Origin of the sequence: Conexibacter woesei Iso977N (genome assembly GCF_000424625.1) — a bacterium.
Classification (GTDB): domain Bacteria; phylum Actinomycetota; class Thermoleophilia; order Solirubrobacterales; family Solirubrobacteraceae; genus Baekduia; species Baekduia woesei_A.
Genome location: NZ_AUKG01000002.1, coordinates 1,665,443 through 1,678,799 on the forward strand (window position 1 = coordinate 1,665,443; position 13,357 = coordinate 1,678,799).

The window sequence follows — 13,357 nt, forward strand, 5'->3', positions numbered from 1 at the left end:
CTTCGGTTTCGGTCCCCTAGACCTCGACCACGACCGGCAGCACCATCGGGCGCCGGCGGAGGCGGTCGTAGACGAACGTCGCGAGGTCGTCGTGCAGCGTCTGCTGGAGCAGGTCGATCTCGCGGATCTCGTCCTTGGCGGCGCGCTCCAGCGAGGTGTTGACCGTCTCGCGGATGTCACCGAGCAGCGACTCGGCGTCCTCCGGGTACGGCACGCCGCGGAAGATGATCTCCGGGTCGGCGACCGACGATCCGTCCTGCTCGCTGATCGTCGCCACGACCACGAAGATGCCGTCAGCGCTCAGCATCCGCCGGTCGCGCAGCGCGACGTCGGTCGGATCGCCGATGTCGACGCCGTCGACGTAGATCATCCCGGCGCGCTCGGGCCTGCCGAACGCCGCGCCGTCCCTGTCGAGCTCCAGCGGCAGGCCGTTCTCGCCCTTGAAGATGTTCTCGGGCGGCACGCCCACGGCCTCGGCCAGCTGGCCGTGCAGGTGGATGCGCTTGTGGTCGCCGTGGAACGGCATCACGTACCTGGGCCTGGTCAGGTTGAGCATCAACTTGATCTCCTCCTGGTAGCCGTGACCGGAGGCGTGGATCGGCTCGTCCCTGGCCGTGATCACGTCGCAGCCGATGTGGTAGAGCCGGTCGATCGTCTCGTTGACCGCGCGCTCGTTGCCCGGGATCGGCGAGGCCGCGAAGACGATCGTGTCGCCCTTGTGCAGCTCGACCTGCGGATGGTCCCTGTGGGCCATGCGGCGCAGCGCGCTGAGCGGCTCGCCCTGGGACCCCGTCGACACGATCACGAGCTTGTGGTCCGGGAAGTCCTGGGCCTCGCGCGGCTGCACGAACGTCCCGTCCGGGACGTCGATGTGGCCGAGCATCCTGCCGATGTTGATGTTCTTGCGCATCGACCGGCCGACCAGGACGACCTTGCGCCCGTGGACGGTCGCCGCGTCGACGACCTGCTGGACGCGGTGGATGTTCGACGCGAAGCACGTCACGACGATCCGGCCCTCGCAGCGCCCGAACAGCGCCTCCAGGTTCGGGCCGGCGACCGACTCGCTGGGCGAGAAGCCCGGGCGGTCGGCGTTGGTCGAGTCGCCGCACAGCAGCAGCAGGCCCTCGCGGCCCAGCTCGGCCAGGCGCGACACGTCGGCCGGCTTGCCGTCGACCGGCGTCTGGTCGAACTTGTAGTCGCCGGTGATCAGCATCGTCCCGAGGTCCGTCGTGATCGCGACGCCCATCATGTCGGGGATCGAGTGCGTGAGGTGGACCAGCTCGATGTCGAACGGGCCGAGCTCGAGCGTCTCCCCCGGCCTGACGTCGGTCAGGTCGGTCTCCTTGAGACGGTGCTCGTCGAGCTTGGAGCGGGCCATCGCCATCGTCAGCGGGCCGCCGAAGACCGGGATGTCGGTCCCCAGCTCGCGCAGGATCCACGGCAGCGCGCCGAGGTGGTCCTCGTGGCCGTGGGTGATGACGATGCCCTCGATGTCATCCGCGCGCTCGCGCAGGTACGTGAAGTCGGGCAGGACCAGGTCGATGCCGACCTGCTCCGCCGTCGGGAAGCGCAGTCCGACATCGACGACGAGGATCGATCCGTCGTACTCGACGACGGTCATGTTCTTGCCGATCTCGCCGAGCCCACCGAGGGGCAGGACGCGCAGCTTGCTTTGAGGCATGTTCTCCTTCTAGGAGGTCCCGGCGGAGGCGAGCAGCCCGTGGCGCTCGAGGACGGCGGCGATCTGCGCGCGCTCGTCCTCGTCGGCCTCGACGAGCGGCAGGCGCAAGGCGCCGACCGGATGGCCGGCCAGCTCGAGCGCGGCCTTCACCGGGATCGGATTCGTGGTGACGCCCATCGCGGCGTAGACGTCGCGCAGCGACGCGTCGATCTCGGCCCGGTTGTCGGGCTCGTCGACCATGCGGCGCATCTCCTCGCCGACCAGGTGGCTGGCGACGGAGATGACCCCTTGGCCGCCGAGCTCCAGCGTGGGCAGGAAGATCTCGTCGTTGCCGGCGTACAACCCGAGGCCGTCGACCTGGGCCAAGTTGTCGTTGTTGGCCTGCTTGACGTACTCGATGTGGTCGATCTGCGCCAGCTCGGCGAGCAGGTCGTTCGGCACGTCGATGACCACGCGCGACGGGATGTTGTACAGGATGATCGGCTTGTCGGTGGCCTTGGCCACCTCGGTGTAGTGCGCGATGATCCCGCGGCGGTTGGGCTTGTTGTAGTACGGGGTGACCGAGAGGAGCGCGTCGACGCCGAGCGCGGTCGCGCGCTCGGTCAGGTGCACGGCGTGCCTGGTGTCGTTGACCCCGACGCCGGCCGTGATCGACGTGCCCTCGGGGCGGTTCTGCACCGCCAGCTCGATGACGCGCATCTGCTCGTCGTCGGAGAGCGTCGAGGACTCGCCGGTCGTGCCACAGACGACGAAGCCGTCCGAGCCGTGCGCGGCGAGGTGGTGCATGAGGTCGACGAACGCCTGCTCGTCGACGTTCAGGTCGTCGTCGAACGGCGTGACGATCGCAGTGAGGATGGCTCCCAGCCCGGCCACGTGACTCATTCTCCCAGCTTCAGCCCGCGAGCGGGTCGCCGCTGGTCATCGACGGCGCGGCCTCGCCGCTGCGGTCGACCTGCGCGGCGCCCGACGGGGGCGCGGTCGGGGTGGACGGAGCGGCGGGCGCGGCGGCTTCCGCGACGGTCTCGGCGGCCGCCGCGGTGGCGGCCGGGTCCGGGGCCGGGGCGTCCTCGGCGGCGGGCGTGTCCGGGATCGACGCGGCGGCCTCGGCGGCCTCGGAGGCGCCCGCGGGCGCGTTCCCGCTCTTCTGGGAGTCGTTGAACTGCGTCTGGACCTCGTCGAGCTTGGCCTGCGCCTGGTCGGCGAGCGCCCTGGCCCGGTCCTTCAGCGTGCCGTCCCTGGCCTCCTGCTGCGCCTGCTCGGCGAACTTCTTGGCCTTGTCCATGAAGCCCATGTCGCTCGTGCGTCTCCTCGGGGGTCGATCGGCCTCACAGCGTACCCTCGATGCGTGCCGGAACCATCGTCCCTCGCCGCCGAGATCGTCGCGGTCCGCTGGCGCACGGACGACGGGGGCTTCGCCGTGATGGTCGCCAAGGCCGGCGACGGCGACGAGCACGTCCTGACCGGGCCGATCGCGCACCTGCACGAGGGCGACTCGGTCGAGGTCGAGGGCCAGTGGCGCGAGCACCCGAAGTTCGGCCGCCAGCTGCACGTCCAGCAGGTCCGGGTCGGCGCGCCCGCGTCGGGCGACGCGGTCCTGGCGCTGCTGGAGTCCGTCAAGCACGTCGGGCCCAGGGGCGCCGAGTTCCTGCTCGACCGCCATGGCGACCAGGTGCTGGAGATCGTCGACCGCGACCCGGGCGCGCGCCTGCGCGAGGTGCCGGGGATCGGGAAGGCGAAGCTGGCGGCGGCGGTCGCGTCGTGGCAGCGCCAGGCGGGCGGCCGCGCCCTGCGGATGCTGCTGGCCGAGCACGACGTCCCGGCGGCGGTCGCCGCGCGCGTCCAGAAGGCGCTGGGCGGCGGCGCGCTGCAGCTGCTGCAGCAGGATCCCTACGCGCTGATGAAGGTCGACGGGATCGCGTTCGCGACCGCCGACGTCGTGGCGCGCGCGATGGGTACGCCGGCCGACGCGCCGGAGCGGATCCACGCCGCGCTGCACCACGTGCTGAGGGCGAGCGAGCAGGACGGGCACTGCTTCCTGCCGCGCAGCGAGCTGGTCCCGCGCGCCGCGCGGCTGCTGGAGCTGCCGATGGAGGTCGTCGCGTCGCACATCGAGGACGCCGAGCTGGTGCTGGATGGCAGCGAGCGCGTCCTGGAGCCGCGGATGAACCAGACCGAGCACCGGCTGGCCGAGCGCGTGATGGAGCTGGCGGCCGCGCCGCCGACGCTCGACGTGGACGTCCCGGCCGATCCGCCTTCGGAGGGCGAGCACCCGCCGACGCCCGCGCAGTGGGCGGCGGTGCACGCGGCGGCCGAGCACCGCTTGTCGATCCTCACCGGTCTGCCGGGCACCGGCAAGACCGCGACGATGCGCGCGCTGGTCGACCTGCTGAGGGACCAGAGGCGCACGGTCCGGCTGTGCGCGCCGACCGGCAAGGCGGCCAAGCGGCTGTCGGAGGCGACCGGCGCCGAGGCGACGACGATCCACCGGCTGCTCGAGTGGGTGCCGGGCGAGGGCTTCGCGCGCGACGCCGACGACCCGCTGACCGGCGTCGACCTGCTGGTGGTCGACGAGGCCTCGATGTTGGACGTGCGGCTGGCGGGCGCGCTGGTCGAGGCGGTCGGGCCGCGCACGCACGTCCTGCTCGTGGGCGACGTCGACCAGCTGGCGCCGGTCGGCCCGGGGCGCGTGCTGGAGGACCTGATCGCGTCCGGGCTGGTGCCGTCGACCAAGTTGGTGGAGGTGTTCCGGCAGGCCGCGCGCTCGCTGATCATCCGCGCCGCCCACGCGATCGACCGCGGCGAGGCGCCGCCGACGCAGGCCGGTCCCGACGACATCCGCGACTTCTTCTACATCGAGCGCCCGAGTGCCGAGCACGTGTTCGCGGAGATCATCTCGCTGGCGACGAGGCGGCTGCCCAAGCACTATGGGTTGGACCCGGTCCAGGACCTGCAGGTGCTGGTGCCGATGCACCGCGGCCCGGCCGGGATCGACGCGTTCAACGAGACGCTGCGCGCCGAGCTGAACCCGGATGGCGCCGCCGTCAAGGGCACGCCGTTCCGGCTGGGCGACCGGATCATGCAGACGCGCAACAACCACGAGCGCAACTTCTACAACGGCGAGATCGGCGTGGTCGTGGCCAACGACCCGGCGCGCGGGACGCTGACGATCGTCGGCGACGACACCCGCCGGATCACGTTGGACCTCAACGAGACCAACACCTTGCGGTTGGCCTACGCCTGCTCCGTCCACAAGATGCAGGGCTCCCAAGCCCCGGCGATCGTCATCGCCCTGGCCCGCGGCCACGCCCCGATGCTGACCCGCAACCTCGTCTACACCGCCGTGACCCGCGCCCAAGCCACCTGCGTCGTCGTCGCCGAACGCGGCGCGCTGAGCACCGCACTCTCCCGCGTCGACGCCTCCCGCCGCAACACACGCCTGGTCGAGCTGGTCTCCTGAGGTGCGCCATCGCCGATCGCAGGCCATGAGCATCGTCGCGCCGATCGCCGCCGCCTTGGCGACGGCGGCGATCGCGAGCGTGGTGGCGGCTCCGGGAGCGCGGGCCGCGACGGACTGCCGCACGGTCGGCAGGACGGTCGTCGCTGACAGCAGGGCGCGCGTGTATGCCTACAGGCACATCGTCCTCAACGCGTGCGTCTATGGGCAGAGGAACAACCTCGGGTTCTTCGGCGAGCTCAACACCAGGATCGGAGTCAGCGGGATCCAGCTCGCCGGCACGCGTCTTGGCTACGTCGCGCGCGGTCCCGACGTGCATGGCGGCGACCAGCCGGATGTCGTCCGGGTCGTCGACCTGCGCCGCCCTTCGGCTACGCCGGCGCAGGCGATCGCCACGTCGTTCGTGCTCGCGAGCGATGGTGCGTTCGCCGCGTTGACACAGCCCGACGTCAACGGGGCGATCCGGGTGTTGACGGTCGCCGCGGGCCACAGGACGACCGTGATCGCCTCGGGTGCGGTCGTGCCCGGCTCGCTGGCGCTCACGGGCCGGACGTTCTACTGGACGCAGGACGGCGCTCCCCGCAGCGCCGTGCTGCCGCCGACAGGCGGCTAGGCGTGGACGTGGGCGTGGGCCCCCGTGCTGACCGGCGCGCACTCGATGTGCGTCACCGGCGCGTCAACGGCCCGCGTGATCCGGCGGGGTAGGTCGATGCGCAGCCAGCGGGAGGTGGCGGAGGGCAGCGTCGAGACGACGACCTCGTCCCAGCGCCGCGGGTCCCAGACCTCGATGACCGCGCAGCACGGGTCGACGTCGCCGAGCATCGCCTCGGCGTCGATGCCGGCGGCGTGCAGGTGGATCAGGGCCCTGTTCACCCGGCTGCCGAGCCCGTCGTGCTGATCCTGCGGAACGAGCAGCGTCACGGCCAGCGGACCGTGTCCCGCGCGTTCGAAAAGGGCGTCGTAGAGCTCGTCGGAGTCGACCGTCTGGTTGGCCACGACGAGGAGCTTCTGGCGGTACATCGTGCTGCTCCTCTTCGGGTGAACGTCTCCCCATCTGTTCTACGCCCACCGACGCCGGAAGGCAACGCCCAACCCCTGCCGGATGGTCCAGAAACCCCTGTGTTCCCGGAACTGCTGAGTACCGCTGCGTGGCCGCCGCGCGCCGCTAGGTGGCGTCGTCGCGCCGGCGCTCGTCGTCGCGCTTGAGCGCATCGGTGAAGCGGCGCGGGACGCGCGGCGGGGTGACGCCGCCCTCCTGCTCCCAGAGCGTCACGACGACCAGCTCGCCCGCGCCCTCGCGGCGGCAGACGTAGACCACGGAGCGGTCGGCGCCGTCGCGCACGTACAGCGATCCGCGGGCGGCGGTCGCGCCCGGCGGCGGCTCCTCGCTCACGCGCCCGGCCTCCCAGGCGCGCGCCACGCGTGAGGCGATCTCGGTCTTCGCGTCCAGCGTGCCGGCGACGCGCTGGCGGAAGCGCTCGGCCGCGTGGTCGGTGACCGCGACCAGCATCTACAACTCGCGCCGGTAGCGCACCTCGACGACGCCGGGCAGCGTCTCCTGCTCCGCGCCGTCGGGCGTCCAGCCGTGGCGCGCGTAGAGCGCGCGGTTGTGGTGGTTCTCGCGGAACGTCCACAGCAGGATCGAGGAGTGCCCCGCGTCACGCAGCGCGTTCTCGGCGTGCTCCAGCAGCAGCCCGTCGACGTCGGACCCGTCCGGGCCGTCCTCGTCGAGCAGGTCCGGATCGACGTGCAGCACGCCGACCTCGCCGTCATGCACCCCGACGACGCCGACGATCCTGCCGTGGGCGTCTTCGCTCAGCCACGCCTCCCCCGGCCGCACGCCGTTCCACAGCGCGATCCGGTCCTCCAGCGTCGGCATCTGCGCCTCGACCACGAAGCCGTCGTGCTCGTGGCGCCAGGCGCGCACCTGCAGCTCGGCGATCGCGTGGACGTCGCGCGGCGTGACCGGGCGGATCGACGGCGGCGTCATCGCCCCAGCTCCTTGCGGTAGCGGACCTCGGGTGCCTCGGCGGCGGTGCTCATCTCGCCGTCCACTGCCCACCCGCGGCGTTCGTAGAACCCTCGCGCGTGGCCGTTGGCCTCGAACACCCACAGCGTGGCATCGTCGACCCCGCGCCGGCGCAGCTCCTCCAGCGCGTGGTCGTGCAGCTCGGCGCCGAGCCCCGCGCCCTGCGCGGCCGGCTCGACGTAGAGCCCGCGCAACTGCCCTTCATCATCAACTTGCACAACTCCGACAACTCGCCCGTCGACCTCGGCCACGAAGGCTCCGTCCACGCCGCGCTCCGACCAGCGCTCCACGCGATCGGCGATCGTGATCATGTCCTCCTCGGCGACGAAGTCGACGTAGGCCCAGCGCCACGCGCGGACCTCGAGCTCCGCCAGCGCGCGGGCGTCGTCGGCGGTCGCCGGCCGGATCAAGCGCTCGGGAAGAGCAGGTTGTCCAGCCCCACGACCAGCGGCGCGCCCTGGTCGGCGACGCGGCGCACGGCCAGCAGGACGCCCGGGACGAACGACGTCCGGTCCATGGAGTCGTGGCGGATCGTCAGCGTCTGGCCGACGTCGCCCAGGATGACCTCCTGGTGGGCGACCAGGCCGGGCAGCCGGACCGAGTGGATCGGCACGTCGCCCTCCATCAGCTCGGCCGTGTGCTTGGCGGTGCCCGACGGCTTGTCGAGCTTGCCGTCGCGGTGCAGCTCGATGATCTCGGCCGACTGCATGTACTTGGACGCCTCGACGGCGAACTTCATCATCAGCACGGCGCCGATCGCGAAGTTCGGGGCCAGGAACGCGTTGCCGTCGCCCTGGCGCTCCGCCAGCGGCGCCGGATCGAAGCCGGTCGTCCCGATCACCACGTGCACGCCCGCGCGCACGCAGGCCAGCGCGTTCTCCAGCGCCGTGTCGGGGCGCGTGAAGTCGACGACGACGTCGCAGTCGCCGAGGATCGACGCCAGCGGCGTGTCGAGCGCCGGGTCGGCGCGGCCCGCCAGCTCCAGGTCGTCCGCGGCGTCGACGCCGTCGCAGATCGCCCGGCCGACGCGACCCGCCGCACCCGCCACTCCGACACGCAGACTGCTCACGCAGCCTCCGCCAACGTCGGCGACACGGCTTCCAGCGCCGTGCGGTAGACCGTCTCGTCGCCGCCGATCCCGGCGGCGCTGAGCCGCTCGGGCGCGTACAGCTCGCGCGCCAGAGCAGCGACGTCGTCGAGCGTGACCGCGTCGATCCGCTCGACCACGTCGTCGACCGTCAGGATCGGCATGTCGGCCAGGACCGACGAGCCGAGCCGGTTCATCCGCGCGGTCGTGGACTCCAGCGCCAGCACGACGCGGCCCTTCACGTTCTCCTTGGAGCGGTCCAGCTCCTCGGCCGTGATGCCGTCGGCGAGCAACTTGTCCAACTCGGTGCCGACGACCTGCAGCGCCGTCTTGACGTTGTCGGGCCGCGTGCCGAGGTACAGGCCGACCTGGCCCGTCCCCGCGTAGGACCCGGTGAACGAGTAGACGCTGTAGGCCAGCCCGCGCTGCTCGCGCACCTCCTGGAACAGGCGCGACGACGAGGTGCCGCCGAGCACGTTGTCCAGGACGCGCAGCGCGAAGCGCCGCTCGTCGTCGCGGGCGATGCCGGGCGCGCCGAGCGCGACGTGGTACTGCTCGGTCTCCTTGGCCAGGAAGCGCCGGCGCGCGACCGCGCCGCCCGGGACGGCCAGCGGCTCCAGCGCGCCGCCGGGGCGCACGGTGTCGCCCAGCGTCTGCTGGACCAGCTCGACGATCCGGTCGTGGTCGATGCTGCCGGCGGCGGCCACGACGACGTTGCCCGTCGTGTAGCGCGCCGCGTGGAAGTCGCGGATCTCGGCCGCGGGCGTGCCCGCGACGACCTCGCGCGTGCCGATGATCGCCCGTCCCAGCGGGTGGTCGCCGAACGTCGCCTCGCCGAGCACGTCGAAGACGCGGTCCTGCGGGTCGTCCTCGTACATCGCGATCTCCTCGAGGACGATCTCCCGCTCCTGCGAGAGGTCCTCGTCGGCGATCTTGGGCCGCCAGACCATGTCGGCCATGACGTCGAACGCCCGCTCCAGATGCACGTCGAGGACGCGCGAGTAGACCGACGTGGTCTCCTTGCCCGTCCCCGCGTTGATCTCGGCGCCCATGCCGTCGAAGATCTGGTCGATCTCCAGCGACTCGTAGCGGGCCGTCCCCCGGAAGAGCATGTGCTCCAACAGGTGCGACAGGCCCGCCCGGTCGGCGTCCTCGAAGCCCGAGCCCGTCCCGATCCAGAACCCCAGCGCCGCGGATCGCACGGAGTCCATGGACTCCGTGACGACCCGGACGCCCGAGCTCAGCTCGGTCAGGCGGTGTTCCTCGCGCAGGGTGCTTAGTCCCGCTCGGGATCGCGGTCGCTGCGATGCCGCGGGCGGCCGGAGCCGCGCGGGCGGTCGCCGCCGGCGTCGCCGCCACGGTCGCCGCCGCGGTCACGGTCACGTCCGCCGCCACGCGGGCCACGGTCGCCGCCGCCGTTGCGGTCACGGCGCGGGCCGCGATCGCCGCCGCCCCCACCGCCCGGGCCGCCGGCGCCGACGGAGGCGAGCTCCTCGACCGACTTGCCCTCGATCTCGGGGTCGGCGGCGAGGCGCAGGCCGATGCGGCCACGCTCACGGTCGACCTCGACGACGCGGACGTCGATCTCGTCGCCCTTGTTCAGGACCTCCTCGACGGTGCCGACGCGCTCGCCGGGCTTGACGTTGCTGATGTGCAGCAGGCCGTCGGTGCCCTTGGCCAGCTCGACGAAGGCGCCGAACGTGGTCGTCTTGACGACCTTGCCGGAGAACGAGTCACCGACCTCGACCTCCTTGGTCATCGTCCGGATGCGCTCGGCCAGCTTCTCGCCGAGCTCGCCGTTGGCCGAGTAGACCAGGACCTGGCCGTCGTCGTTGACGTCGATCTGCGACTCGAACTCCTCGGACAGGCCGCGGATGGTCTCGCCGCCCTTGCCGATCAGCAGGCCGATCTTCGACGGGTCGATCTGGACCGTGATGATGCGCGGCGCGAACTGCGACAGCTGCTCGCGCGGCGTGGCGATGACCCTCGCCATCTGCCCGAGGATGTCCAGCCGCGCGTCGCGGGCCTGGGCCAGCGCGTCGCGGAGGATGTCGAACGTGACGCCGGTGATCTTGATGTCCATCTGCAGGGCGGTGATGCCCTCCGACGTGCCGGCGACCTTGAAGTCCATGTCGCCGAGGTGGTCCTCGACGCCGGCGATGTCGGTGAGGACGGTGTAGTCGTCGCCCTCCTTGATCAGGCCCATCGCGATGCCCGCGACGGGAGCCTTGATCGGCACGCCCGCGTCCATCAGCGACAGCGAGCTGCCGCAGACCGAGGCCATCGACGACGAGCCGTTGGACTCGAAGATGTCGGAGACGACACGCACGGTGTACGGGAAGTCGTCGATGTGCGGGACGACCGGCACCAGGGCGCGCTCGGCCAGGGCGCCGTGACCGATGTCACGCCGCTTGGGGCCGCGCATGAAGCCCGTCTCGCCGACCGAGAAGGCCGGGAAGTTGTAGTGGTGCCAGTAGAACTTCCTGGTCTCGAGGCCGAGGGTGTCGAGGCGCATCTCCTCCTTCAGCGTGCCGAGGGCGGCGACGCTGAAGGCCTGGGTCTGGCCGCGGGTGAACAGCGCGGAGCCGTGCGTGCGCGGGGCGACGCCGACCTCGATGCTGATCGGGCGGATCTCGGTCTCGTGGCGGCCGTCGGGACGCTTCTTGTCCTTGGCGATCCGCTCGCGGATGATCTGCTTCTCGATCTTGGCGAAGGCCGCCTTGGCGTTGGCCTTGTACTCGCCGTAGGTCTCGGCGTCGGGATCGCCGGCGTACTTCTCGACGACGGACGTCTCGACGGCCTTGGTCGCGTCCTGGCGGTCGAGCTTGTCGAAGACCTGGGTCGCGGCGTCGAGGTCCGAGCCGTGGCTGGCGCGGATCTCATCGACGAGCTGGGAGGAGATCTCCTTGACCTCGAACTCCAGCTTGTCCTTGCCGACCTTCTCGCGCAGCTCGCGCTGGGCGCCGCACAGCTTCTTGATCGCGTCGTGGGCGATGTCGAGCGCGTCGAGGATCTCGGCCTCGGAGACGACGTTCGCGCCGGCCTCGACCATCAGGATGGCCTCTTCGGTGCCGGCCACGATCAGGTCGAGGTCGGTGTTCTCGAGGAGGTCCTCCTCGTCGGGGTTGACGACGAAGTTGCCGTCGATCTTGCCGATGCGCACCGCGCCGACCGGGTTGGGCAGCGGGACGGGCGAGATCATCAGCGCCGCGGAGGCGCCGTTCATCGCGAGGATGTCGTACGGGTGGACGTGGTCGATCGACAGCGGGATCGCCACGATCTGCGTCTCGTAGCGCCAGCCCTTGGGGAAGAGCGGGCGGATCGGGCGGTCGATCATGCGGGCGGTGAGCGTGCCCTTCTCGCCCGACCGGCCCTCGCGCTTGAAGAAGGAGCCGGGGATCTTGCCCGCGGCGTACATGCGCTCCTCGACATCCACGCTCAGCGGCAGGAAGTCGATGTCGCGAAGGTTTCCGATGGTGGCGGTGTTCAACACCATCGTGTCGCCCTGTCGGACGACGACGGCGCCAGAGGCCTGCTTGGCCATCTTGCCCGTCTCAAAGGAGATCTCCTTGCCGGCGATCTCGACGGTGACCGTGGTCACGGCGTCATTGGACATATATGTCATTCCTCCATTGGCCCACGCGTCGGACTCGGCGGGCCGGCTTCTTTGTTCTCGTCTCGGATCCGAACTCGGGGTCAGTCTACCGAGGGACGGAGCAGCGCAGGGGTATTGGCGACGCCTGCACGCATGCCGTCACGCAGGTCCCTCGCTACCCGCTGGGCCACCGCTTCGGACCGCCGGTCGGTCTCGAAGCGTCCGACGTCGAGCCCGAGCCGCTCACAACGATCCCACAGGTGCGGGTCGTCGATGCGGCCCTGGTCCGCGAACAGGCTGTCGTGGAAGGGCCAGAAGGCGCCCTGGAGCGCCGCCGCCTCGGCGGCATGCGCGAGCGGGACGGCGCGCGGATGGCGGGCCTTGAGGGCGAAGTGCCGGAAGACGACGGTCGCGTCCTCGTCCCGGAGCCGGATCGCGGCGACCGCGCAGCGCGGGCAGCTGAAGTCGGCGTACATGACGACCAGCTCCGGGTCCTGCGCGTCGCCCCGGACATGGTCGCTGTCCGTGACCGGCGGAACCGGAGCGCTGGTGAGATCGCCCATGCGGGGTCAGACCGTACTGGAGTAGATGAAGGTCTACGAGCTGCGGCGCGAGCAGGTGCTACCCGGGACGCCGGAGGAGGTGTTCCCGTTCTTCGGCGAGGCCCGGAACCTCGAGGCGATCACGCCGGAGTGGCTCGGGTTCGAGGTGGTGACGCCCGAGCCGGTGCAGATGCGGGTCGGGACGCTGATCCAGTACCGGCTCAAGCTGCACGGGATCGGCGTGGACTGGCTGACGTCGATCCAGGCGTGGGAGCCCGGGGTGCGGTTCGTCGACACGCAGGTGCGAGGGCCGTACCGGCTGTGGCACCACACGCACGACTTCGCGCCGGGCGAGCGACCGGGGACGACCGTGATGCGCGACACGGTGAAGTACGCGATCGGCTGGGGCTTCGGCGGCGAGGTCGCCGCGCGGGCCTTCGTCGTCCGGGATGTGGAAGCGATCTTCGAGCACCGCGCGCAGGCGGTGCCGGCGCTGCTGGCTACGCGCTGACGGCCTGGAGGCCGTCGAAGATCAGGTTGACGCCCGGCAGGTCGCCGGGTGAGTCGGCGAGGTGGCTCCAGGCGACGGTGCCGTCCGGGCCGACGATGATCAGCGCGCGGTTGGTCATCCCGGCCGGCTCGAAGTAGGCGCCGAGCGCCTTGGACGTCGCGCCCTTGGGCTCGAAGTCGGAGAGCTGCTCGATCGTGATGCCGAGCTTCTCCTTGAAGGCCGTCTGCGAGTAGCTCGCGTCGGTCGAGACGCCGTACATCACGGCACCCTGCTCGGCGAGCTCGGGCAGCGCCTCTTCGTAGACCTGCAGCTGGTCGGTGCAGACCGGGCTGAAGGCGAAGGGGTAGAAGACCAGGATGGTGGTCCTGCCCTTCAGGTCGTCCTGGGTGAAGTCCTCGCCGTCGGCGGTCTTCAGGACGAACTCCGGGACCGGAGTGCCCGGAGCGATGATCGCCATG

15 protein-coding genes are annotated in these 13,357 nt (G+C 71.2%); 3 read left to right on the forward strand and 12 right to left on the reverse strand.

Features of this window, described 5'->3' with window-relative positions; genetic code table 11:
* Positions 1–16 precede the first annotated feature (16 nt).
* The 3 genes from H030_RS0120420 to H030_RS39275 are packed head-to-tail and all read right to left on the reverse strand — an operon-like array spanning position 17 to position 2,972.
* Entirely contained in the window at positions 17–1,681 is a 1,665-nt protein-coding gene (locus H030_RS0120420) for a ribonuclease J (protein WP_027007472.1), read from the reverse strand.
* 9 nt (positions 1,682–1,690) lie between these two features.
* Positions 1,691–2,563: a 4-hydroxy-tetrahydrodipicolinate synthase gene (dapA, locus tag H030_RS0120425; RefSeq protein ID WP_035128029.1), complete on the reverse strand. Its 873-nt coding sequence runs from the start codon at positions 2,561–2,563 to the stop codon at positions 1,691–1,693.
* A gap of 10 nt (positions 2,564–2,573) precedes the next feature.
* A complete protein-coding gene (locus H030_RS39275) occupies positions 2,574–2,972 on the reverse strand; it encodes a hypothetical protein (protein WP_027007474.1) in 399 nt (132 codons plus the stop codon).
* Positions 2,973–3,026: 54 nt separating this feature from the next.
* Between H030_RS39275 and H030_RS33910 the strand changes: the two genes are divergently transcribed.
* Positions 3,027–5,138 carry an ATP-dependent RecD-like DNA helicase gene (locus H030_RS33910; RefSeq protein ID WP_051223242.1) on the forward strand — a complete coding sequence of 704 codons (2,112 nt, stop codon included), beginning with the start codon at positions 3,027–3,029 and terminating at the stop codon, positions 5,136–5,138.
* 25 nt (positions 5,139–5,163) lie between these two features.
* Entirely contained in the window at positions 5,164–5,748 is a 585-nt protein-coding gene (locus H030_RS0120440) for a hypothetical protein (protein WP_027007475.1), read from the forward strand.
* On the opposite strand, the gene H030_RS0120445 is transcribed toward H030_RS0120440, so the two are convergent.
* The 8 genes from H030_RS0120445 to H030_RS33920 all read right to left on the reverse strand — a co-directional run bounded on the left by H030_RS0120445 (position 5,745) and on the right by H030_RS33920 (position 12,409).
* A complete protein-coding gene (locus H030_RS0120445; RefSeq protein WP_027007476.1) occupies positions 5,745–6,155 on the reverse strand; it encodes a hypothetical protein in 411 nt (136 codons plus the stop codon). The two genes, H030_RS0120440 and H030_RS0120445, sit on opposite strands and share 4 nt — an antisense overlap.
* A gap of 145 nt (positions 6,156–6,300) precedes the next feature.
* Positions 6,301–6,645, reverse strand: coding sequence for a hypothetical protein (locus H030_RS0120450; RefSeq protein ID WP_027007477.1), 345 nt, complete (start codon positions 6,643–6,645; stop codon positions 6,301–6,303).
* Positions 6,646–7,125 carry a GNAT family N-acetyltransferase gene (locus H030_RS0120455; protein WP_027007478.1) on the reverse strand — a complete coding sequence of 160 codons (480 nt, stop codon included), beginning with the start codon at positions 7,123–7,125 and terminating at the stop codon, positions 6,646–6,648. It lies immediately after the preceding gene.
* A complete protein-coding gene (locus H030_RS0120460) occupies positions 7,122–7,574 on the reverse strand; it encodes a GNAT family N-acetyltransferase (RefSeq protein WP_027007479.1) in 453 nt (150 codons plus the stop codon). The genes H030_RS0120455 and H030_RS0120460 overlap by 4 nt, the downstream gene beginning before the upstream one ends.
* Positions 7,571–8,233: a 4-hydroxy-tetrahydrodipicolinate reductase gene (locus tag H030_RS0120465; protein ID WP_027007480.1), complete on the reverse strand. Its 663-nt coding sequence runs from the start codon at positions 8,231–8,233 to the stop codon at positions 7,571–7,573. The genes H030_RS0120460 and H030_RS0120465 overlap by 4 nt, the downstream gene beginning before the upstream one ends.
* Positions 8,230–9,522, reverse strand: coding sequence for a pitrilysin family protein (locus H030_RS33915; RefSeq protein WP_331270983.1), 1,293 nt, complete (start codon positions 9,520–9,522; stop codon positions 8,230–8,232). The genes H030_RS0120465 and H030_RS33915 overlap by 4 nt, the downstream gene beginning before the upstream one ends.
* Before the next feature lie 5 nt (positions 9,523–9,527).
* Positions 9,528–11,867 (reverse strand): polyribonucleotide nucleotidyltransferase, encoded by a 2,340-nt coding sequence (locus H030_RS0120475; protein ID WP_027007481.1) that lies wholly within the window; start codon positions 11,865–11,867, stop codon positions 9,528–9,530.
* An 80-nt stretch (positions 11,868–11,947) separates the two neighbouring features.
* Complete coding sequence (locus H030_RS33920) at positions 11,948–12,409, reverse strand: DsbA family protein (RefSeq protein WP_051223246.1); 462 nt, start codon at positions 12,407–12,409, stop codon at positions 11,948–11,950.
* Between the two features lie 25 nt (positions 12,410–12,434).
* Here H030_RS33920 and H030_RS0120485 point away from each other — a divergent pair, with 25 nt between their 5' ends.
* Positions 12,435–12,899, forward strand: a complete 465-nt coding sequence (locus tag H030_RS0120485) for an SRPBCC family protein (protein WP_027007482.1) — start codon at positions 12,435–12,437, stop codon at positions 12,897–12,899.
* On the opposite strand, the gene H030_RS0120490 is transcribed toward H030_RS0120485, so the two are convergent.
* Positions 12,889–13,356 (reverse strand): redoxin domain-containing protein, encoded by a 468-nt coding sequence (locus tag H030_RS0120490; RefSeq protein WP_027007483.1) that lies wholly within the window; start codon positions 13,354–13,356, stop codon positions 12,889–12,891. The two genes, H030_RS0120485 and H030_RS0120490, sit on opposite strands and share 11 nt — an antisense overlap.
* Between the last annotated feature and the right edge of the window lies 1 nt (position 13,357).

Excerpts from the sequence above, each read along its gene's own strand:
- H030_RS0120445 (WP_027007476.1), bottom strand. The coding sequence starts at position 6,155 with ATGTACCGCCAGAAGCTCCTCGTCGTGGCCAACCAGACGGTCGACTCC.
- H030_RS0120450 (WP_027007477.1), bottom strand. The coding sequence starts at position 6,645 with ATGCTGGTCGCGGTCACCGACCACGCGGCCGAGCGCTTCCGCCAGCGC.
- H030_RS39275 (WP_027007474.1), bottom strand. The coding sequence starts at position 2,972 with ATGGGCTTCATGGACAAGGCCAAGAAGTTCGCCGAGCAGGCGCAGCAG.
- H030_RS0120485 (WP_027007482.1), top strand. The coding sequence starts at position 12,435 with ATGAAGGTCTACGAGCTGCGGCGCGAGCAGGTGCTACCCGGGACGCCG.
- H030_RS0120455 (WP_027007478.1), bottom strand. The coding sequence starts at position 7,125 with ATGACGCCGCCGTCGATCCGCCCGGTCACGCCGCGCGACGTCCACGCG.
- H030_RS0120475 (WP_027007481.1), bottom strand. The coding sequence starts at position 11,867 with ATGTCCAATGACGCCGTGACCACGGTCACCGTCGAGATCGCCGGCAAG.
- H030_RS0120420 (WP_027007472.1), bottom strand. The coding sequence starts at position 1,681 with ATGCCTCAAAGCAAGCTGCGCGTCCTGCCCCTCGGTGGGCTCGGCGAG.
- H030_RS0120440 (WP_027007475.1), top strand. The coding sequence starts at position 5,164 with ATGAGCATCGTCGCGCCGATCGCCGCCGCCTTGGCGACGGCGGCGATC.
- H030_RS33920 (WP_051223246.1), bottom strand. The coding sequence starts at position 12,409 with ATGGGCGATCTCACCAGCGCTCCGGTTCCGCCGGTCACGGACAGCGAC.
- dapA (WP_035128029.1), bottom strand. The coding sequence starts at position 2,563 with ATGAGTCACGTGGCCGGGCTGGGAGCCATCCTCACTGCGATCGTCACG.
- H030_RS0120490 (WP_027007483.1), bottom strand. The coding sequence starts at position 13,356 with ATGGCGATCATCGCTCCGGGCACTCCGGTCCCGGAGTTCGTCCTGAAG.